Below are 20,032 nucleotides of genomic sequence, written 5' to 3'. Positions count from 1 at the left end.
GGACCGTGGAGGATCGTAACGGCCGCGATGTGCGGGAGACTATCGAAAAGCTTGCTCAGCAGATTGCGGAAGCTGACGGTAGTTCGCTCTACGATGCGGGTCGTGAGGAATCCAAGGCTCCGATTCGTGCTAAGGCGCTGCGCTTGCTCGATCAGCGAATGCGCTCCCGCAAGGAACTCGTAGAAAGGCTCGAGGCAGTCGAGGAGTTTCCAACCTCGATGATTGAAGAAGTCGTTGATGACCTGACCCGAAGTGGTTTGGTTAATGACGAGCTTTTCGCATCCGAATGGGTGCGGCAGCGCTTTGCCAGTCGCGGCAAGTCGAAGATGGTTTTGAACCGGGAGCTGCAGGAAAAGGGTATTGATGCTTCGCTTCGTGCTGATGCGTTGGAGCAGATCACGCACAACGCGGAAGAAGAAGTCGCACGGAAGCTAGCGGCGAAGAAGGCGGCCACTATTAAATCAGTAGCGCCTGACTTCAACTCCAAGCAAAAGGATTTACGCAAAGTTGTCGGTGTGCTGGCGCGGCGCGGTTTCCCCTCTGAATTGTCCATGAGCATTGCTCGGGATCAGTTAGAAGAGCGATACCGGAAACTCGAAGAGGACACAGATTAGCGCCGGTACCATTTCACGCTGGATTAGCACGCCGGCTGCGGACCGGTCAGGTTTAAAGGAATCGCTGATTGGGGAAATGGGCCATAAACAGCTAACCTAAACTGCCGTGACTACCCCTTCTTTGAACCCTCAGCAGCAGTCTTCGCCTCGCACATATGAGGTGCGTACGTTCGGTTGTCAGATGAACGTCCATGACTCGGAACGACTGTCTGGCTTGCTGGAAGAAAACGGTTATGTAGCGGCTGCAGAAGGCGAGAATCCCGATCTGGTCGTTTTCAACACCTGTGCCGTTCGAGAGAATGCGGACAACCGACTCTATGGCACATTGGGACAGCTCAAACCGGTCAAGGATGCTCACCCAGGCATGCAGATTGCCGTCGGTGGCTGCTTGGCCCAGAAGGATAAGGACGTCGTTGTAAAGAAAGCCCCATGGGTGGACGTCGTCTTCGGTACGCATAACTTGGGTTCGTTGCCAGCATTGTTGGAACGCGCCGCTCATAATGACCGGGCTGAAGTCGAGATTAAGGACGCGCTGGAAGAATTTCCCTCGGTGCTGCCGGCCAAGCGTGAATCCACTTACGCAGGTTGGGTGAGTATCTCCGTAGGCTGCAACAACACGTGCACCTTCTGCATCGTCCCCAGTTTGCGGGGTAAGGAACGCGATCGTCGGCCAGGCGAGATTCTCGCTGAGGTCCAGGCACTCGTGGAGCAGGGCGTTACTGACGTCACCCTCCTCGGCCAGAATGTCAACGCCTATGGTGTTAACTTCGCCGACCCTGACATGGAACGCGACCGCTCGGCTTTTTCCAAGTTGCTGCGCGCCTGCGGCCAGATTGAGGGGCTGGAGCGGGTGCGCTTTACATCTCCGCACCCAGCTGAGTTCACCGATGATGTCATCGACGCCATGGCGGAGACACCGAACGTGGTTCATCAGTTGCACATGCCGCTACAGTCCGGTTCCGACCGAGTGCTGAAAGACATGCGCCGTTCCTACCGCACCAAGAAATTCCTGGGAATTCTGGAGAAGGTTAGGGAAAAAATGCCGGATGCGGCTATTACCACTGACATCATTGTCGGTTTCCCTGGCGAGACTGAAGAGGACTTCCAGCAAACTCTCGACGTGGTGGAAAAGGCTCGCTTTAGCTCGGCTTTCACCTTCCAATACTCGCCCCGCCCGGGAACTCCGGCGGCGACCATGACTGAGCAGGTTCCACCAGAGGTAGTGAAGGAACGCTATGGTCGGCTGCTAGCGCTTCAGGAGCGTATTTCCGAGGAAGAAAACGCCAAGCTAGTCGGCCGGGAAGTCGAGCTGCTGGTCAGCCAGTCCGATGGCCGTAAGAATGCGGAGACTCATCGCATGTCAGGTCGGAGTCGGGATGGTCGCCTGGTGCACTTCAGCCCGTCGGAAAGCGAACCTGGTGTCGTTGACCGAAAGATTCGCCCAGGTGACTACGTGACAGTGTGCGTGACCGACTCTGCACCCCACTTCCTGATTGCCGACTCCGGCGTGCTGACGCACCGTCGCACTAAAGCGGGGGATAATGTGGAGGTCGGTCAGATTCCGACGACCGCTCCGATTGGAGTTGGTCTGGGCTTGCCAAAGATTGGGCGCCCGGAGAAAACGAAGGTAAGTGAGGGATGCGGTTGTGAGTAGTGACAAGGCTTCGCCGGAAAGTGATATGGAATCCACTAGCGAGCAGTCCGTGGAATCCGCGCAGGCATTGCGGGTTCAGGAGCGCAAGGCCGCCGGCGAGCTGGATCTCGGCCGTGCGGTGATTCCGATGATGGTTGCCGTCATCGGCCTTATTACGAGCTTCTTCCTTCCACATTCGGGCGTCGTTTTGGGCTTTGATGTGCTGCTGGATACGGATGTTGCACATCAGTACTTCACGACGCGCCCGGAACGAATTTACTCCATTCTTGTGGTGGTAGGCGTACTGCTGGCTATTGCCACGCTGATTACGCGGACGACGATTCTCGCGTTTGTCACCTGGTTTTTTGCCTGCATTCAGATGGTCTACTCAGTCTTCGCTGGCTGGATGCGCCAGTCTCGTCCACAGGAACTGGCCGGCGAGGGTATTTCCTTTGGCCTGATGCTCGGCATTTTCTGCAGTTTTCTACTGGCCATTTCCGTGACTTTCATCGCTTTCCGACGCAGTAAGGAGCAGCTCGCAATCGCGACGAAACGTCGCAAGCACGCTGACACCGATCCGGTACTGCGAGCGCAGCAGGTTTACCTGCGTGCGGGCCTGACACCGAATACAACTACTGATGTAGAGGTCGTCGACGACCGCCGTGAACGCGCACGCCGACGCAATCGTGGCCAGTAGGGCAGTAGCGCGGACAATGTCTCTCAACGGGCTGGCGAACAGGACGAGCAGATCAGCGACGAGTAGTGAGATTCTTTAACTAGCGCAGTAAGAAAGGGGCTCTCTTCCACTGCACTGCTCCCCACTAGTCGGTAACTGATTTCTCAGTCCAACTTTCGGGGGCTAGTTCACGGAAGAGAGCCCCTTTCTTTTAATCATCCACGCGTTGCCAGAGCATAGCTGAGCCAAGCTTCTGTTAGAGCTCCTTGAGAGTCGCCGCGGCCTGCTCTGCCCACTGTCGCCACTGTTCGGCCTGCTCCCGAGCCTTGGCGGCCTGAGAAGCCTTGCCCTTCGCCTCGAGTTCGGCGGCCTTCTGCTCAAACTCCGCTGCGCGGTCGGCGAACTGCTGGACGCGAGCCTGTGCTTCGGGGTCGGTGCGGCGCCACTGCGAATCAGCCGCATCGGAGACGCGCTTTTCCAGTGCACCAATGCGGTTTTCATACTCACGCACACGACCACGCGGCACAAAGCCGATGGCCTCCCATTTCTCTTGCAACTGACGCAGTTCGTTGCGAGCGTGATCGAGGCCCTTGGACGGATCAATGCGGTCTTCATATTCAGCCAGCAGTGCGTCCTTGGCCGCAGCGTTTTCCTCGAACTCCTTGTCTCGAGCTTCGTTGACCGCGTTGCGAGCACCAAAGAACTCATCCTGAGCGGCCTTGAAATGCGCCCACAGCTTGTCATCGACCTCGCGTGGCGCTCGACCAGCGGCCTTCCACTCAGCCATCAGGTCGCGGAAGGCAGCAGCGGTGCCACCCCAATCAGTGGAGGTCTTCAGGGCCTCAGCTCGCTCAATGATGTCCTCCTTAACGCGGCGAGCAGCCGCACGGTTGCGGTCCAGTTCCGCAAAATGGGCACCGCGGCGGCGGTTGAAAGAATCACGCGCGCGGGAGTAACGGCGCCAGAGTTGATCATCAGTTTTGCGGTCGATGCCGCGAATCTGCTTCCACTCCGTGAGAATCTCGCGGATACGGTCGCCGGCGACTTTCCACTCGGTGGAGTTCTCTGCGAGCTCCTCGGCCTCTGCGGCGAGCTCTTCCTTACGTGCGATGGCGTTCTTACGGCGCTCTGCCTTGTCGTGAGCGACTTTTTCCTCTGCGACGTGGGAGGTGGCAATGACCTCTGCAAGGCGCTTATCCAGCGCATCGATATCGCCGAGGACTGCGGCGGTGGAAAGGCTCTCACGCAGTTCAACTGCGTTGTGGGAAATGGTCTTTGCCTCCTGCGGGTGGGAGACTACACGAGATTCCAGTAACTCGACCTCGGTGGCCAGATCCTCGTAGCGCTTGCCGTAGTGGGCATAACCCTCTTCTACGGTGCCGGCCTGCCAGGAACCAATATTGCGCTTTCCGGCGTTGGTGACCAACCAAACAGTGCCGTCTTCGTCAATGAGGCCAAACTTCTTTGGATCATTGTGGACGGCATGTGTCACAGCGGCCGACCCCGCAAGCGCTTGAGTGGTTCCAGGGGCCTTACGATGAGCCGGCATTGCGCCTGGTCGAGGTCCGGGACGTGGACCCGGGCGTGGACCTGGCTTAGGGGAATTGCTGGTACCGGTCATAGTGGGTAAACCTCTTCCAATCTTCATGCAGAACTGCCGCGCGACACGGCTGCCATCAAACACTTACGGTATGTGCTCGAGTATCCCAAAAATTTTGGCACAGCGCGCGTAACACCGCCGGAATAAGGCATCGACTAGCCCCTCACGGTAGCGTTGAGGACGTGAATTCGCGTTTGCCTCGGCTTGTTATCGTTCCGCGTGCGCTCCTCATCGTCGAGGAGCTGGGTGGTTTTGCAGCTATCGCCACGAAATTGCGCCGTCAAACCCGTGAAACTGTTGCGACGCTGTGGACAGATGACGAACCCGGGGAGCCCGGCGCGGTCGCCATTATCACTGGCAGAATGCAGGCGAAGTCCCCGCATCAGAACAGCACACCCGGCAGTTTCTCCCCGTATGGGGTTGATGTCACGGTGTCCGGCGGAACCGAATTACCTGAGCTGCTGGGGCGCTGGCTTATCGAAGACTACGCGCGACGGAATTCTGAAGGACACACTGGCCGCGTCATTCAGGCAACGTGCTTCGAGTCTATCGACGAGGCACTCGCTGCCGGTCACACGCGTCTGCTTGTGCTTGTCGACGGCGCATTCGGCCTTGCAGACGATTCCCCGGTCGGCGTAATTGAGGGTGCAGCGGAGGTTGATGCGCTGTGCAGTCTGATTGCTGGGCAGGACTGCTCCACCGTTAACGTGGAAAATATTGTGTTTCCAGCTCCCGGCGCGTACGCAGCCGAGTTATGGCAGCAGCTGAGTAAAGCTGCTGAAAGCTGGATGGGGTCTGGAATGACCGTCGTAAAGCGTTCTTACTATGACGGAGCGCCTTATGGCATCGGTTACCACGTGGCCAGCTGGCAGTGTGTTGCGGAGTAAGAGCTCGCGTTTTTAGTTTTTGTGCAGGAGTGTGAACTGGGTCGTGACGGCTTTCGAGAGTGAGAGCTTGCCGGTGCCGATTGCTGTGGTGGGGCCAACGGCATCGGGAAAGTCGGATTTGGGGCTGGTACTTGCGGAGCAGCTTGGCGGTGAGGTCGTCAATGTTGATTCGATGCAGCTGTATCGAGGAATGGATATCGGAACAGCAAAGCTGTCGGTAGATCAGCGGCGGGGGATTCCGCACCACCAACTCGATGTTCTGAACGTGACGCAGCCGGCGAGTGTGGCGACGTATCAGTGTGAGGCGGTCGCGGATGTTGAGGCCATTCGCGCGCGGGGGAAAGTCCCGATCCTTGTCGGCGGGTCGATGATGTATGTGCAGGCGTTGGTGGACGACTGGCAGTTCCCGCCTACGGACCCTGAGGTACGTGCGAAATGGGAGGCAGTGCAGGACGAGATCGGTCCGGCGGCGTTACATGATCGGCTGGCAGAGATTGATCCGGATGCGGCGGCGATTATTGAGACCAACGACCCGCGACGCACCGTCCGAGCTTTAGAGGTTATCGAGCTGACAGGCAAGCCGTTTGCAGCGTCGAAACCGTCAATTGATAATCCGCCGCGGTGGAACACCCGCATATTGGGATTGCGCACGCAGGCGGAATGGCTAAATCCGCGGATTGAACAGCGCACGCGGGGCATGTTTGCCGCTGGTCTGGTGGAGGAAACTGAGAGTTTGATGGCGCAAGGGTTGCGCGAAGGTGTGACCGCTAGTCGCGCGATCGGCTATGCACAGGTGCTGGACTACTTCGATGGGGTTTACGACCTGGATACGGCTTGTGAACGCACGATTACTGGTACGCGCAGGTATGTGCGGCGTCAGCGCTCTTGGTTCAACCGTGATCATCGAATCACGTGGCTAGACGCTGCCGGCGACGTGCCGGGACAGGCTTTTTCTGCGCTTGGGCTTTAGCCGGTTCGGCTGTCCCGCTAGCATCGAGGGCATGGTTTCATTTGCCAAAGGTCACGGTACGCAAAACGATTTTTTGATTTTTCCAGATGATTTGGTGTCGATCGAATTGACCGAATCATTGGTCGCAGCAGTGTGCGATCGACAACGTGGTCTTGGCGCTGACGGCGTCCTGCGGGTTGCCCGTGCGGGGAAACTCGTGGATGCCGGTGTTTTGACGGCATTGCCGGAGGGGGTTGAAGCCGACGATTGGTTTATGGACTACCGCAATAGTGACGGTTCTATTGCTGAGATGTGCGGTAATGGCGTGCGTGTCTTTGCACACTATATTGCCGCGATTCACAGCCCGGACAGTGTCGTCGACGGAACATTGCGGGTGGGCACTCGAGCAGGACTGCGCGCTGTCTCGATTGATGAGCTCAGCGGTCGGCATGCGGTTGTCGGGGTGGACATGGGGCAGCCGGAGGTCCTCGGCCTCGCTACTGCGTTCATCGGTTCGGGCAACAACGCGCAGAAATTCGCCGGGATTGGTGTCGACGTGGGAAATCCGCATTTGGCCTGTGTCATTCCTGGTCTGAATGCCGCCGCTCTGGCGGAGCTAGAATTGGAAGCGGCGGGTAGTGCTGCGAAGCCAGTGCGTGCCGACGAAGCCATGTTCCCGAACGGCCTCAACGTGGAAATTGTCACCCCGCTGGATGCCTCTGATTCGGTGTCCATGCGAGTAATTGAACGCGGAGTTGGTGAAACCCGCTCGTGTGGCACCGGCACGGTTGCGGCAGCTATTGCCGCGCTGGCCGATGCCGGCCGGACCGAGGGAGCTGTGACAGTCAAGGTGCCCGGTGGAGCGGTGACTGTGGATGTACGCAAGGCCAGCAATACTGATGGGGCCTTCTCAGCAACGTTAACTGGACCGAGCGTGATTCACACTCTCGGCGATATTGAACTGGAAGCCCTGTGACTGGTAGCTAGTGCAGCAGGAGAACTAGCAGGGTAGCGGAAGCAGTGGGGAGTTAGCGGACTAGTGTCCGCCGCAGCCACTATCGCCACAGCCGCAGCCACCATCGCCACAACCGCCGCCACAGCCCTGCGGCGGGATAATTTCACCCGTCAGCAAGAAGGTGCCGGAGACGACCATGCCCGGCTGGGGAGCTTCGTCGCCGCCGGGGACAAGTACGTCCATGGGAGTCGGCAGAGCAAGGTTGAGCACCCAGAACTTCTTTCCGGTTAGCTCATTGACATGCTTGCGGGAGTTATTGATAACACCAGCCAGTTTCACGGTTGCGCTAGGCGATGCCTTGCCGACCTGATCTCCGACAATCGCCTTAGCACCTTCGAAGTCCAATGATGTCGGGGTCGCCCCAGTGCGCTTTTCGTACTCCTCAGCGGATGCGTCGAGGGTGAAATCGGTTGCCAGAGCTGACAGCGCGACATGCTCAAAAGTCTGAGTTCCGGCATCAACAATCATTGGCCCCTGTGACAGCAGGCAGCTGGCTACCTCGATGACCTTGTCAAAGTCATCAGAGGAGGGATCATCCTCGACGATTTCCACGAGTGCCAAGACGTCGTCCACGCTGGATACATGGGCGGTGACGGTCGGGCTGCCCGCGAAGCCGGCGTAGGTAGAATATGGTTCAACACCAAGGATGTGCAAACGCGCACCAGAGGAATCTTCGAAACGGACCAGCTGGCCACCGCGGACCTCGCCGATGACCGACAGATTTTCACTGGCAATCGCGGCTTCCATCGCGTCTCGCCAGCTGGGGTAGTCCATGCCAATGCTTCGCAAGTCAGTAGTCATACTTTTCGATGATACTTCCCATATCTTCATCTGCGAACTAACGAATCGCACGTGAGCACATTGTGCTCTGGGGTACCTAAAACCATTCCTTCACACCGCGGCAACTATTCGGATGGGACTAACAATTCTGCCACGCTAAATAAGCAAATGTTAAGTGTGGCATAAATAACTTTCCTTAGGTGCGCCCGGTTTATTCCATTTAGGCATACCTAAGAGTAGGCTCGTCCCTGTAAACATCATTTGCTTAGCTTAATTCTTATCTATATAGGCGAGGTTTCTCATGCTCGGATTACGGTCGCGAAAACAGTCGGATGACATTCAGTCGCTTGCCGACGTCCCGGTGGGGGAAACCGTCACTCTGGGGGTGTCGCATGTGGATGAGCGCCTGTGTCGCAGGCTTTCGCAATTGGGGCTTCGTCCTGGAATGAGTGTCACGGTGGGACGGAGCACCAGCGGCGGTGGGCGAATCGTCCATGCAGGCGCAACGCGCTACGCCATCGACGCCAGTACGCTGCACAAGATGTCCGTCGTGGGTTAGGTCCCCTACAACTCTTTTTCTCACCTCCCTCCTGAAAGTTAACAATGACAACACCTACGGATTCCTCAACGCGAAAATTCGCATCCACGCCCAGCTGCCATGCATGCAGCGGCGGAGCACCAGCAAAGGATGGTGCACCTGTTGTCGCAGTCGTAGGCGCACCGAACTCCGGTAAGTCAACACTGTTCAATAGTTTGACTGGCGCGAAAGCGCAGATGGGCAATTGGCCTGGTACGACCGTGGAGGTCAGCCGTGGCGCGTGGAAGACCGATGCCGCTGAGTACGATGTCATCGACTTCCCGGGCGCCTACTCGTTGGATGCCATGAGCCCGGACGAAGAGCTCACTCGCGAGATGCTCATCGAGAAACCGGAAGAAGAACGCCCGGATCTCGTCGTCGTTGTTGTCGATGCCACGGCACTGGGGCGTGGCCTCTACATGGCCGCGGAATTGGCGGAGCAGCCTCAGCGCATCGTTCTGGCGCTGACCAAACTCGATGTGGCCAAGGCCAAGGGCATCGATGTGAATCCGAACGCATTGCAGTCAGCTATGGGGATGCCAGTGGTGGCGCTGGATCCCCGTCGTAAAGCGGGAATGGCACGATTGGCCGACGCGGTAGCAGCGGCTCTGGACGGATGCAGTTCGGTGTCGTCACCGATTCGCCAGGCCGATGGTGAATCGATTGAACGCCTGGACGACGCACGCTTTGCCGCGATTGATGCGGCGGTTGCGGCATCTACGGGCGGGGTAGAAGATCGCCAGACTTTCTCCGACCGTATTGATAACGTGGTTCTCCATCCGGTGCTCGGACCGATTGTGTTCCTGGCAGTTATGTGGACAGTCTTCCAGATCACGACGACGGTTGCAGCACCGTTGCAGGACGGTTTGGAAACCCTTATTACCGGTAATTTCGCAGATCTGGTTACCCGTGGATTGGAAGCAATGGGATGGGACCATCCGATTGTCACGGGGCTGCTTGTGAACGGCATCATCGGCGGTGTCGGCATGGTGCTGACCTTCGTTCCTCTGATGGCACTCATGTTCCTGTGCCTTGCGGTGCTCGAGGATTCAGGGTATATGGCGCGTGCAGCCGTGGTGGCCGATCGTGTCATGCGAGCAATTGGTCTTCCGGGGAAGGCATTTATTCCGCTCATCGTCGGCTTTGGTTGTAACGTGCCAGCGATTTCGGCGACACGTGTGCTGAGTAATCCGCGCCACCGCATATTGACGGCACTACTGGTTCCGTTTACCTCCTGCTCGGCGCGCCTAACCGTTTATGTCATGTTGGGTGCGGTGTTCTTCCCGGAACACGCGGGCACAGTTGTCTTCGCTATGTACGTGATCTCGATTCTGTTGATCGTTCTGACCGGCCTTGCACTGCGTAATACCTTGTGGCGCACCATGCCGTCGGAACCGCTGGTCATTGATCTGCCAACCTATCAGTTACCGACCGCACGACTGGCACTATCTGTGATGTGGATGCGCCTGAAGGGCTTCCTGCAGACCGCTAGTGGAATCATCGTCAGCACTGTCATCGTCGTTTGGCTACTGATGTCTATCCCGGTTGTCTCCGGGCACTCCTTTGCCGATGAAGATCTGGCACCGCAGGACTCCGCATACGGTGCAGTCAGCGCAACTATTGCTCCTGTGTTTAACCCGGCAGGTTTCGGCACATGGTCCCTGACAGGTCCGTTGGTGACGGGCTTTGTGGCCAAGGAAGCCGTCATTTCTACCTGGGCACAGACCTATGCAGTAGAGGACGTCACCGACTCGGATTCGACCGAACAGGCCTCCAGTCCACTCGCGGACAATATTCGACGCGATTTTGACAATGCATCCGATGGACACGGATTGGCAGCAGTCTGGGCATACATGATCTTCCTGCTGGCTTACACACCATGCGTGGCTACGCTCGCGGCACAACGTCGCGAGATCGGCTGGAAGTGGACGGGCTTCGGTTTGCTAGCGCAGCTGGTCGTAGCATGGGCACTGGCCGTGATTGTTTTTCAAGGGTTGAAACTGTTCCTGTAAAGCCTCGTAGATTCCTAGTAGCTTCGGCCAAGCTACTAAGTCACACTTGCGAACTAGAAATCAGGTCCAACAAGAATCCCGATACGGAAAGGAGCTATCGCCGTGGGACTCTTTAGAGCCAAGAAGAATACGACGGTCACTCGTCGGCCTTCAGAAGCTGTCCAAGATGCAATTGCGCAGGGTATTAGCTCCCGACGCAAAATCTGCGAAATCACCGGCCTGCAGCGAACAACGGTAGACCTCATCCTTGACCGAATGGAATACACCGGACAACTGCGAAGGGAATCCCTCGGCGGCATGTGCCCAGGCGGAGGCTGCTCCAACTGCGGAATGTCCGACAGTGGTACGTGTGCTGGCGGTAGTTCTAATAGTGGTCCGGTCGCACTGGTTCTGACTCGCAGGCCACCTTCTGCAGCCTAAGTCTTGAGCTTCGGCTCGGTATTCTCCGCGCACAATGCGGAGAATTTGGCTTGTCATGCGACAATAGCAGCTAGTATGACGAATTTTTCCAACAACTTTGATGAGGTCAGCGACGCAATGTCGCAGCAAGCCAGCACCTCGCACGAGATGGACGATTTTTTCATCGACGCTAATGATGCTGACAAAAACGCCGATAGTGCCTCCGGGGATGCGTTCGCGACGAACGTCGGCACGCAAAGGGAACCTACCGTCGGTGACTTGGATCTGGAGGCGCGATCCTCTCTGCGCCGGCTGACCAGGTCAGTAGCGCATACTGAGTCTGAAGAGGTGATGGTCGAGTACCGTCAGCTCCGACTGGAACGCGTTGTGCTGCTCGGTGTCTGGACATCCGGGACCCTACAGGAAGCCGAAGTGGCGATGGAGGAGCTCGCTGCGCTGGCGGAGACTGCAGGTTCGGAAGTTCTAGAGATGGTGCTGCAGCGCCGCGATAAGCCAGACCCTGGTACTTACGTGGGATCCGGCAAGCTTAACGAGCTTCGCGATATTGTCGCCTCTACCGGCGCAGATACAGTTATTTGCGACGGTGAGCTGTCTCCTGGCCAATTGGTGGCGCTGGAGGACCGGCTTGACGCCAAGGTTATTGACCGCACCATGCTGATTCTGGACATCTTCGCTCAGCACGCGAAGTCCAAGGAGGGCAAGGCGCAGGTTTCGCTGGCACAGATGCAGTACCTCTACACGCGTCTGCGCGGTTGGGGTGGCAACCTGTCGCGTCAGGCTGGTGGTCGCGCGGGCTCCAACGGCGGCGTGGGTCTGCGTGGTCCAGGTGAAACTAAGATCGAAACCGATCGTCAGCGACTACGCCAAGATATGGCGCGGATTCGCAAGGAATTGGCTGGTATGAAAACTGCGCGTGAGATTAAGCGCGCACGTCGTAAGGCTGGTCACCTGCCGCGCGTGGCAATTGTCGGCTACACCAACGCGGGGAAGTCTTCGTTGCTCAACGCACTGACAGGCGCTGGTGTGCTGGTGGAGGACGCGCTGTTTGCAACGCTAGATCCGACGACTCGTCGCACCAAGCTTCGCGACGGTCGCACGGTGATTATGACCGATACGGTCGGATTTGTGCGTCACTTGCCGACGCAGCTCATTGAAGCTTTTCGCTCGACCTTGGAAGAGGTACTCGAAGCCGACGTCATCATGCACGTCGTAGACTCCTCTGACCCATTCCCGCTGGAGCAGATTAAGGCTGTCAACAAAGTCATCAACGAAATCGCGGAGGAAGAAAACGCCGAGATTCCGCCCGAACTGTTGGTAGTCAACAAGGTTGACAAGGCCGATGGCATCACTCTGGCCCAGCTACGCCACCAGCTCGATGATGCGGTCTTTGTCTCTGCGCGAACGGGTGAGGGGATTGGTGAACTGGAGACCCGACTCGAGCTTGCTCTCAATGAGCTGGAGTCTCACGTTCACATGTTGATCCCCTATGACAAGGGCAATATTGTCTCCATGCTCCACGAAGATGCGACCGTGCTGTCGGAAACATGGACGGAGCAAGGCACCCAGATGGACGTGCGTTTGCCCACTAGCCTCGCGGATGAACTGTCGGCATACCACATCGAACCGTAGCGGGAACTGCGGTGGGCATCCACTAGCATTACAACCATGAATTCTACTTCTGACGCGGAGACCCAACAGGGAACCTCCGCAAATCCGCCTGCTGAAAATGCCGAACGTGGCCGTCTTTTCGGTTGGGATATTCACGGTGACGGTCGAAAGATTGCACCGGGAGCCGTGGTGGCTCCCAACGAACGCCTCGATTGGCCTCGCACGATTGGCATTGGCGCACAGCACGTCATTGCCATGTTCGGTGCAACTCTTCTGGTGCCGCTGTTGACCGGCTTTCCAGTCAACACCACACTGCTGTTCTCGGGTATCGGCACGATTGTCTTCCTGCTGATAACCCGAAATCGCTTGCCCTCTTACCTGGGCTCGTCGTTTGCCTTCATCGCGCCACTGACCGCGACACAGGCGCAGGGCATTAGTGTTCAGCTCGGTGTCGTGCTCTGCGCCGGCATCGCGCTCATGCTCGTTGGCTTCGTAGTAAAGTTCGCCGGCAAGCGTGTCCTCGATGCAGTGATGCCACCTGCAGTAACAGGAAGGATCGTCGCTCTCATCGGACTTAACCTGGCGCCTGCTGCCACGGAGAACTTCGCCACTCAGCCGTTGGTCGCATTTGTCACGATGGTATCCATTGTCTTTGCAACCGTCGCTGGCCGCGGTATGGTCAGCCGTCTGGGTGTTCTCATCGGCGTACTAATCGGCTGGGTCTTCGCCGCTGCCACCGGAAATCTCTCGCCCGAGGCTACAGAAACCGTCGGCAATGCCGCCTGGATTGGTCTGCCCGCATTCCACGCGCCGGAGTTCCACTTCAATGCGATGCTGATTGGTCTGCCCGTCATCGTAGTGCTCATCGCCGAGAATGTCGGTCACGTCAAGGCTGTTGCTGCCATGACCGGCCGAAACCTCGATGACATCGCTGGCGATGCTCTTATTGCAGACGGTCTAGCCACCACCATCGCCGGTTCAGCTGGTGGTTCTGGTACCACTACCTACGCTGAGAATATCGGGGTTATGGCCGCTACCCGTGTCTATTCGACTGCCGCTTACTGGGTGGCAGCTTTCACGGCCATTGCACTGGCTTTCATTCCAAAGTTCGGCGCACTCATTTTGACCATTCCTACCGGCGTGCTCGGTGGGGCAACGATGGTGCTCTACGGCCTGATTGGTCTGCTCGGTGTGCGCATCTGGATGGACGAAAAGGTCGACTTCAACAACCCGGTCAATCTCACCGCTGCCGCCACCGCGCTGATTGCGGGTATCGGCAACCTCACCCTCGACATCGGTTCGCTGACGCTGGAGGGCATTGCTTGGGGTTCGGTCGGCATTATTATCGGCTATCCAATTTTAAACTGGCTCTATAACCGCATCGGCGAGAACCGCTCGTAGGCCACCCGTCCAGAGCAGGATCTTGTACGAATGCTTTACGATGGAACCCCGTGACCGTTGCCACGATGTTCCGTCGTTAAGCATATTGCTTTTAATCGCTCAAATCTTGGGCGATCAGCTGTGCAATCTGCTCCACCGCAACCGCGTTTGTACTGGTGATTGTGACTTCATCGCCATATCCTGCGCCGAGTGCCATCAGCATCAACGTTGAGGAAGCATCAGCCGGTTCGTTGTCGGGTTCGGGTGAATCAATGAGTTCGATCAGTATTTCTTCCTGAAATCGGGAGGCACGCTCAGCGATTACCGACGCGGGGCGGGCGTGAATACCCACCTTGGAGCCGACGTGGACGTGTTGCGTAGCCATGGGGCGGCACCTTGCCTTTCTGCTTCTCGATTTCCTCGACACCTGTTCAGAGCTTAATCGCTTGGCAGGTTGGGATGGGGCATGTTTGGTGAAGTTTGCAGGAATGCTTCTGCGGACGCAGCTGGGTTTAGCGAAAGAATTTAGGCGTCCGCTGAAATGTCTGCTTCTAGGTTTTGATTATCGGTACTGACTTGCCGCGGACACAGGCTTTTAGCTGCCACAACGAGAATTGCTGCCACTATGCTGCCCAAGACGATTGCAGCAAGCCATGCGACAGGATTGTCGATTGCAAACAGCACGAAAATACCTCCGTGTGGAACGCGTGTGGCGGCTCCTAAAACCATTGAAGTGCCACCGGTGACGGCACCGCCAATCACAATCGACGGAATCACTCGCAGCGGATCTGCGGCGGCGAAGGGAATCACTCCCTCTGAAATGAAGGCCGCACCGAGCACCCAGCCCGCTTTGCCGTTTTGACGCTCAGCTGAACTGAACAGCTTTGGTCGGAGTACAACTGCCAGCGATGTCGCCAACGGAGGTACCATGCCCGCCGCCATCACAGCGGCCATAATCTTCCATGATGCTGGATCTTCCGAGGCGATGTTTGCGACGGCAAAAAGATAAGCAGCCTTGTTGATCATTCCGCCCATATCTACGCACATCATTGCGCCGAGAAGACCACCGAACAGGAACGCCGCTGTCGTATCCAGTGATTGCAGCCACTGCTGCAGGGCCGTCATCAGCCATGCCAGCGGCATCCCGAGAAGCAGGTACATGGTGAGCCCAACGGCCATAGCCCCGAGCATAGGAATCACGACAACCGGCATCAGCGGTCGCAGCCAGTCCGGGACCTTCATCCTCAACAGTAGGGCTACAACTAGTCCCGCCAGAATGCCTGTCACCAGGCCCCCAAGGAAGCCGGCGCCAACCGTGACCGCGATGGCACCGCCAATGAAGCCGGGTGCAATACCGGCTCTGCCAGCCATGCCAAAGGCGATATAAGCACTCATTACAGCCACAATGACCTGCATGCCGTGGTTACCGATTGCAAAAAGCGTCGAGCCGAGATACAGCCACAGCCCACTACGGTCAACTAGCACGGTGCCGAGATTTTCTGTCGGCACAGTAATCGGAGCATCGAGTCCGATAACCTCCGGCAGCCGCAAATCCCTAGTCACGGCGTCAGCTACTAGACCAACCTGATGACCGCCGACGAGGAATCCCAGCGCAATCAACAACCCCGAAGCGGCTACGAACGGCACCATATAGCTGACACCGGTCATAATGGCGTCACGAACCCAGTGTCCGAAGGCTTTATCGCCGCTTAACGACGATTTACGCGCCCCCACCTTCGTAGTTGCTCGTACCCTCTCAGATGTAGGGCCTGCACCTGCATTACCGGTTTGCGAAGCGGCCTCTTTGTCGTGGTCATTCTTAGGTTGCGGCGCCTTTCGGTCGTAGGCGCGAACACGTGATTGTTCTGCTACCGCCTTCGCTTGTTCAATAACCGCAGTGGGCTCATTGACTGCCTTACGAATTGGCACTTTGACCTGTGGTTTATCGCTGAAGCGCTTAAGCCCCGTAACTCCAATATCGGCTGCGATTACTAGCACGTCGGCCCGGTCAATTGCTTCTGCGGGGGCTTCCTGGGTTCCTGCCGAGCCCTGAGTCTCTACAGTTAGCGTGACATCAGCCATGCTTTCTGCCGCGCCAGTAAGCGCTTCGGCTGCCAAATAAGTGTGAGCGATGCCCGTGGGGCAGGCCGTAATGGCGACAATATTGGTCTTCGCCGGAGGTTTTTTCGCTTTCCGACGAGGCGCCTTGGTGATGTGCTCGCTAATAATCCGGGCGGCCTCTTCATCGCTTTCAGCACCGCGAAGAGCTGCTCGAAACCCCTTATCGCGAAGTGCTTTTGCGAGTGCAGCCAGAATATCGACGTGGACATCGCTGTTGCTGGCTGGGACACCAATGAAAAAAAGCAGGTCCGCCGGCCCATCTGGTGTGGTGAATTCCGTAGCGCTTGTTAAGCGGACAAACATCAGGGTCGGCGTCGACCAGTCCTCATGGCGGCAGTGGGGGATGGCTATTCCGCCCGGCAGACCTGTCGGGGCCTTCTCTTCGCGTTTGAGGGCTGCCGCGACGATGCCGTTGCTGTCGGTGGCGCGGCCGGTCTCTACGGCTTTAGCGATGAGGTAGTTAAGGATCTTCTCCTTTTGTGGACCGACATCTAGGTCAAGGTACACTGTCGACTCATCGGCCAGGTCTGATGCAATAGCGGAAGAATCTGCCGAAGAAGACATGGTTTTCTAATGTTCCTTATCTAGGCATCGAAAAGCTAAGCGTCGAGCTGCCATAACCGGCCAGCCTCGGGGCGAACCTGTTCTGGATAGGGGATGGTCGTACCGGGAAGACTGGTTGCCGCCGCCCCATAAGCCACGGCGGTGGTTAGTGAATCTTGGTGACTATCACCGCGTTCGCGGGACATAACGTAGCCGGCCAAAGCACAGTCTCCAGCACCGACCGTGGACTGAGCGACTATCGAGGGTGAGGTAGCAGCGAAACAACCGCCTGACTTCACTGAAAGTACCGCCCCTGCCTCGCCGAGAGTGGCAAGGACTTCGGAAACACCAAGTTCGTTCAGTGCACGAGCAGCTTGCGCTACGGGAAGATAGTTCCCTTCGGCTGCAGCGGCCTCAAGTTCTTCGCCGTCCTGATCAATGATTTGGCCAAGTTCGTAGGCGTTTGGCTTCATCAAAAAAGGCCGCACCTTCGGAAATGCGCGAACGACCTCAGTCAGTGGGCCGTCGCTAGTGTCCATAGCAACACGAATATTCGGGTTGACCGAATACACCGCTTCGGTGCATTGAACGTAAAAATCCCGGGGGACGCCAGGGGGCAGTGAACCTGCGAAAACTACCCACGTGGCGCGTTTAGCATGGTGGATAAGCTTCTCCAGGACACGTCTACGGTGCGCTTTTGTCAATGTCATGCCAGGGGAATTGAGCTTGGTGGTCGTCCCATCTGGCTCTGCGAGTGTGAGATTAACGCGGGCTTCGTTAGTCGTGTTGATGGCTTCGTGGGGGATGCCAGAGACTTCCAACAGACGTGTGAATTTTCCGGAGTCTGATGCCGGGTAGAGCGCGAGCGTCTTTTCTCCCGCGTAGTGCAACGCCTTGGACACATTAATTCCCTTGCCGCCAGCCATGTCCTCAGCCATTGGTAGGCGGAACACTCCACCTCGCTTGAGCTCCGTATCGAGGCGAGCAAGTCGATCGATTGACGGATTTACAGTCAAGGTCAGGATCATGAAGCAACCACGACCTCGACACCTTGCTCCCTGAGATCGTTCACGAATTGCTCCGGGGCAGAGGAATCTGTAATCACGACGTCGATATCTTCCAATGCCGCAAAACTGACAAGGAAGTCACGGCCGAGTTTCGTCGAGTCCGCCATAACGATGACCTTGCGCGCATTCGTGATCATCGCGCGCTTTACCGCTGCTTCCTGCGGATCAGCAGTAGAAAGACCGTGGTCAATTGTCAAGGCATTAGAACCAATGAAAGCGACATCGGCACGCATAACCGCAAGAGTACGGAGTGCGGTATCGCCAGCAACCGCCTGAGTAATGACGCGGACTTGGCCGCCAAGGAGTTGAAGCTCAATGCGGTTCGATCCTGCGAGTGTGATGGCGTTGGGAAGAGAGTTTGTGACAACCGACCAACGGCGGTTATCAGGGGAGTGGACCATCAGCTCTGCAAGAGCCTCGGTGGTAGTTCCGGCATCGAGAAAAATTCCACCACCAGAGTCAGGTAGAAAATCGGCAGCACAGCGGGCAATAGAGAGCTTCGCGTCTTTCTGCGCGTTCTTTCGAGCGGCAACTGAAAACTCAACAGTCTGAAAAGAACGAGTAGCTACAGCGCCACCGTGTACACGGTGAACTGCGCCCTCTGCATCCAACTGAGCTAGGTCACGGCGAATCGTCTCTGCTGTGACATCGAAAGCTTCCGCAAGATCAGCGACCGTCACGCGCCCTTCGACTGCTGTCAAAGACGCAATCTTCCGGCGGCGTTCCTCTGCGTACATTCCCCGCTCCTTAGCTGTTAAGAATTCTCAGCTTTACTACCTGTTTCCAGTATGCCCGTTTGTGTCTGTTTCGGGCAACGAAAATGTGGGAAATTAGAGACTGCGTAGGACGCTGACAATCTTGCCGAGGATCTTGGCGTGCTCTGCGGGGAGCGGGTCAAATGCGCGATTATGGGGCATTAGCCACTTGCCAGCAGCGTCTTCGTGCCATTCCTTGACTGTTGCTTCATCTTCAAACAGGGCTGCAACAAAGTCGCCCTGTTCGACCACGTCTTGGGAACGGACTACCACCCAGTCTCCGTCGAGAATGCCTGCGTCAACCATGGAATCACCCACGACCTTGAGTAGGTACAGCTGACCAGAGCCCGTAATCTCCATCGGAAGTGCCATATGACTTTCCACATGCTGTTCCGCCAAAATGGGGTTGCCAGCCGCAATCTGTCCAACGATAGGAACGAAGATTGGCTCTGGCATGTCCTCTGGTATCTCGGGAGTTTGGGTGCTGCCAGTGGCCTTTGGCCCAGGCTTTACCGGAGTGAAAGTGCCAGCTGAGGATTTCGAATCCCTTACGTTTACCGCACGGGGTTTGTGTGGGTCGCGGCGGAGAAAGCCCTTCTTTTCCAACTCCTTGAGTTGGTATGCCACCGACGAGGTGGAATTCAAGCCCACGGCATCTCCAATTTCTCGAATGCTCGGTGGGTATCCGCGAAGTACGACGGCATCCGAAATGACATCAAGAATGCGACGCTGCCGATCGGTGAGTGTTTTAGGGTTCGCTTTCTTCTTTTGAGCCATGGAACATCCCTTCTCAAACTCTTTCGAATGAATGATAGCTCAAAACTGTTCGAATCGTCGAGCATCGAACACCGCACGTCCTTGGATTCTTTGGAAAAAGTCTGCGTAATCCGTGCTCGGAGGCCGTGGCGGTTCCGAAAATCGAAAATAAAACCGGATAGCAGTAGACAACGTTCGAACATGGTGTTATAAATCGAACATGACAAGTTACTCGAACAGTCGTTTGATGAAAAGGTCTAGACGGATTCTCTGCATCCGCCCTTGGACATAGTCTCCAGAGCGTCGGGAAACGGTCGTACAACTCTTATTCTCTCCAGGCCGGCAACGGTGGGAGAGTCAACGTTGGAAAGGGAGAAAACATGATGTCTACGGTTTCAACCGCACTAGGTGTTAGCAGCGCATCTGATATTGACTTTTCTCAAGTTTCCGAGCCCTCTGCTCGGACGACACGGAAAGCCCCGTTGGTGTGGGGTGAACGTAGTGCGTCTTGCACGCAGCACATCGTTCGGCCCGGTCAGCGTGCACGTATTGCACAGCGCAATCGCGATGGGGCTTCATCGGCGCGAATGCGGAGGGACAGGTCGCGGCCTAGTCATGTCTCGGTCAACTACGGGCGCC

18 protein-coding genes are annotated in these 20,032 nt (G+C 56.9%); 11 read left to right on the top strand and 7 right to left on the bottom strand.

The window, feature by feature from the left end:
- Positions 1–5 precede the first annotated feature (5 nt).
- The 3 genes from HMPREF2614_RS05145 to HMPREF2614_RS05135 all read left to right on the top strand — a co-directional run bounded on the left by HMPREF2614_RS05145 (position 6) and on the right by HMPREF2614_RS05135 (position 2,944).
- Positions 6–614: a regulatory protein RecX gene (locus HMPREF2614_RS05145; RefSeq protein ID WP_038628760.1), complete on the top strand. Its 609-nt coding sequence runs from the start codon at positions 6–8 to the stop codon at positions 612–614.
- Between the two features lie 106 nt (positions 615–720).
- Positions 721–2,268, top strand: coding sequence for a tRNA (N6-isopentenyl adenosine(37)-C2)-methylthiotransferase MiaB (gene miaB, locus HMPREF2614_RS05140; protein ID WP_049181215.1), 1,548 nt, complete (start codon positions 721–723; stop codon positions 2,266–2,268).
- Entirely contained in the window at positions 2,261–2,944 is a 684-nt protein-coding gene (locus HMPREF2614_RS05135; protein WP_246815674.1) for an Rv2732c family membrane protein, read from the top strand. Before miaB ends, HMPREF2614_RS05135 begins: the two co-directional genes overlap by 8 nt.
- A gap of 235 nt (positions 2,945–3,179) precedes the next feature.
- Here the strand turns inward: HMPREF2614_RS05135 and HMPREF2614_RS05130 are convergent, their stop codons facing one another.
- Complete coding sequence (locus HMPREF2614_RS05130; protein WP_038628764.1) at positions 3,180–4,544, bottom strand: DUF349 domain-containing protein; 1,365 nt, start codon at positions 4,542–4,544, stop codon at positions 3,180–3,182.
- A 161-nt stretch (positions 4,545–4,705) separates the two neighbouring features.
- Between HMPREF2614_RS05130 and HMPREF2614_RS05125 the strand changes: the two genes are divergently transcribed.
- From HMPREF2614_RS05125 to dapF, 3 genes are read left to right on the top strand one after another with little or no spacing between them, the layout of a single operon-like run.
- Complete coding sequence (locus HMPREF2614_RS05125) at positions 4,706–5,410, top strand: class III extradiol ring-cleavage dioxygenase family protein (protein WP_038628766.1); 705 nt, start codon at positions 4,706–4,708, stop codon at positions 5,408–5,410.
- Positions 5,411–5,453: 43 nt separating this feature from the next.
- Complete coding sequence (miaA, locus tag HMPREF2614_RS05120) at positions 5,454–6,380, top strand: tRNA (adenosine(37)-N6)-dimethylallyltransferase MiaA (protein ID WP_081914046.1); 927 nt, start codon at positions 5,454–5,456, stop codon at positions 6,378–6,380.
- A 31-nt stretch (positions 6,381–6,411) separates the two neighbouring features.
- Positions 6,412–7,335: a diaminopimelate epimerase gene (dapF, locus tag HMPREF2614_RS05115; RefSeq protein WP_038628768.1), complete on the top strand. Its 924-nt coding sequence runs from the start codon at positions 6,412–6,414 to the stop codon at positions 7,333–7,335.
- Between the two features lie 60 nt (positions 7,336–7,395).
- On the opposite strand, the gene HMPREF2614_RS05110 is transcribed toward dapF, so the two are convergent.
- Positions 7,396–8,175 (bottom strand): hypothetical protein, encoded by a 780-nt coding sequence (locus tag HMPREF2614_RS05110; RefSeq protein WP_038628770.1) that lies wholly within the window; start codon positions 8,173–8,175, stop codon positions 7,396–7,398.
- A gap of 280 nt (positions 8,176–8,455) precedes the next feature.
- Between HMPREF2614_RS05110 and HMPREF2614_RS05105 the strand changes: the two genes are divergently transcribed.
- From HMPREF2614_RS05105 to HMPREF2614_RS05090, 5 genes are all read left to right on the top strand, one after another.
- Positions 8,456–8,713 (top strand): FeoA family protein, encoded by a 258-nt coding sequence (locus tag HMPREF2614_RS05105; RefSeq protein WP_052155604.1) that lies wholly within the window; start codon positions 8,456–8,458, stop codon positions 8,711–8,713.
- Between the two features lie 44 nt (positions 8,714–8,757).
- Positions 8,758–10,743: a ferrous iron transport protein B gene (gene feoB, locus HMPREF2614_RS05100; RefSeq protein ID WP_038628772.1), complete on the top strand. Its 1,986-nt coding sequence runs from the start codon at positions 8,758–8,760 to the stop codon at positions 10,741–10,743.
- Between the two features lie 102 nt (positions 10,744–10,845).
- Positions 10,846–11,163 carry a hypothetical protein gene (locus tag HMPREF2614_RS11040; protein WP_141737497.1) on the top strand — a complete coding sequence of 106 codons (318 nt, stop codon included), beginning with the start codon at positions 10,846–10,848 and terminating at the stop codon, positions 11,161–11,163.
- 75 nt (positions 11,164–11,238) lie between these two features.
- Positions 11,239–12,792, top strand: coding sequence for a GTPase HflX (gene hflX, locus HMPREF2614_RS05095; RefSeq protein ID WP_224786652.1), 1,554 nt, complete (start codon positions 11,239–11,241; stop codon positions 12,790–12,792).
- Positions 12,793–12,828: 36 nt separating this feature from the next.
- The gene (locus HMPREF2614_RS05090; RefSeq protein ID WP_083300199.1) at positions 12,829–14,172 is read left to right on the top strand and encodes a uracil-xanthine permease family protein; all 1,344 of its coding nucleotides are present in this window, start codon (positions 12,829–12,831) and stop codon (positions 14,170–14,172) included.
- A 91-nt stretch (positions 14,173–14,263) separates the two neighbouring features.
- Here HMPREF2614_RS05090 and HMPREF2614_RS05085 read toward each other — a convergent pair whose 3' ends face one another.
- The 5 genes from HMPREF2614_RS05085 to lexA all read right to left on the bottom strand — a co-directional run bounded on the left by HMPREF2614_RS05085 (position 14,264) and on the right by lexA (position 19,414).
- A complete protein-coding gene (locus tag HMPREF2614_RS05085; RefSeq protein ID WP_038628774.1) occupies positions 14,264–14,536 on the bottom strand; it encodes an HPr family phosphocarrier protein in 273 nt (90 codons plus the stop codon).
- A 140-nt stretch (positions 14,537–14,676) separates the two neighbouring features.
- Positions 14,677–16,836: a PTS fructose transporter subunit IIABC gene (locus HMPREF2614_RS05080; protein ID WP_052155605.1), complete on the bottom strand. Its 2,160-nt coding sequence runs from the start codon at positions 16,834–16,836 to the stop codon at positions 14,677–14,679.
- Positions 16,837–16,871: 35 nt separating this feature from the next.
- Positions 16,872–17,843, bottom strand: coding sequence for a 1-phosphofructokinase family hexose kinase (locus HMPREF2614_RS05075; RefSeq protein WP_038628776.1), 972 nt, complete (start codon positions 17,841–17,843; stop codon positions 16,872–16,874).
- Complete coding sequence (locus tag HMPREF2614_RS05070; RefSeq protein WP_016422628.1) at positions 17,840–18,619, bottom strand: DeoR/GlpR family DNA-binding transcription regulator; 780 nt, start codon at positions 18,617–18,619, stop codon at positions 17,840–17,842. The genes HMPREF2614_RS05075 and HMPREF2614_RS05070 overlap by 4 nt, the downstream gene beginning before the upstream one ends.
- A 93-nt stretch (positions 18,620–18,712) precedes the next feature.
- Positions 18,713–19,414: a transcriptional repressor LexA gene (gene lexA, locus HMPREF2614_RS05065; protein WP_038628778.1), complete on the bottom strand. Its 702-nt coding sequence runs from the start codon at positions 19,412–19,414 to the stop codon at positions 18,713–18,715.
- Between the last annotated feature and the right edge of the window lie 618 nt (positions 19,415–20,032).

It is taken from the genome of Corynebacterium sp. HMSC074C11, from assembly GCF_001809455.1.
Taxonomy (GTDB): Bacteria; Actinomycetota; Actinomycetes; order Mycobacteriales; family Mycobacteriaceae; genus Corynebacterium; species Corynebacterium amycolatum.
The sequence above is the reverse complement of the archived record's forward strand: the minus strand, read 5'-3'. Positions and strand labels throughout refer to the sequence as shown.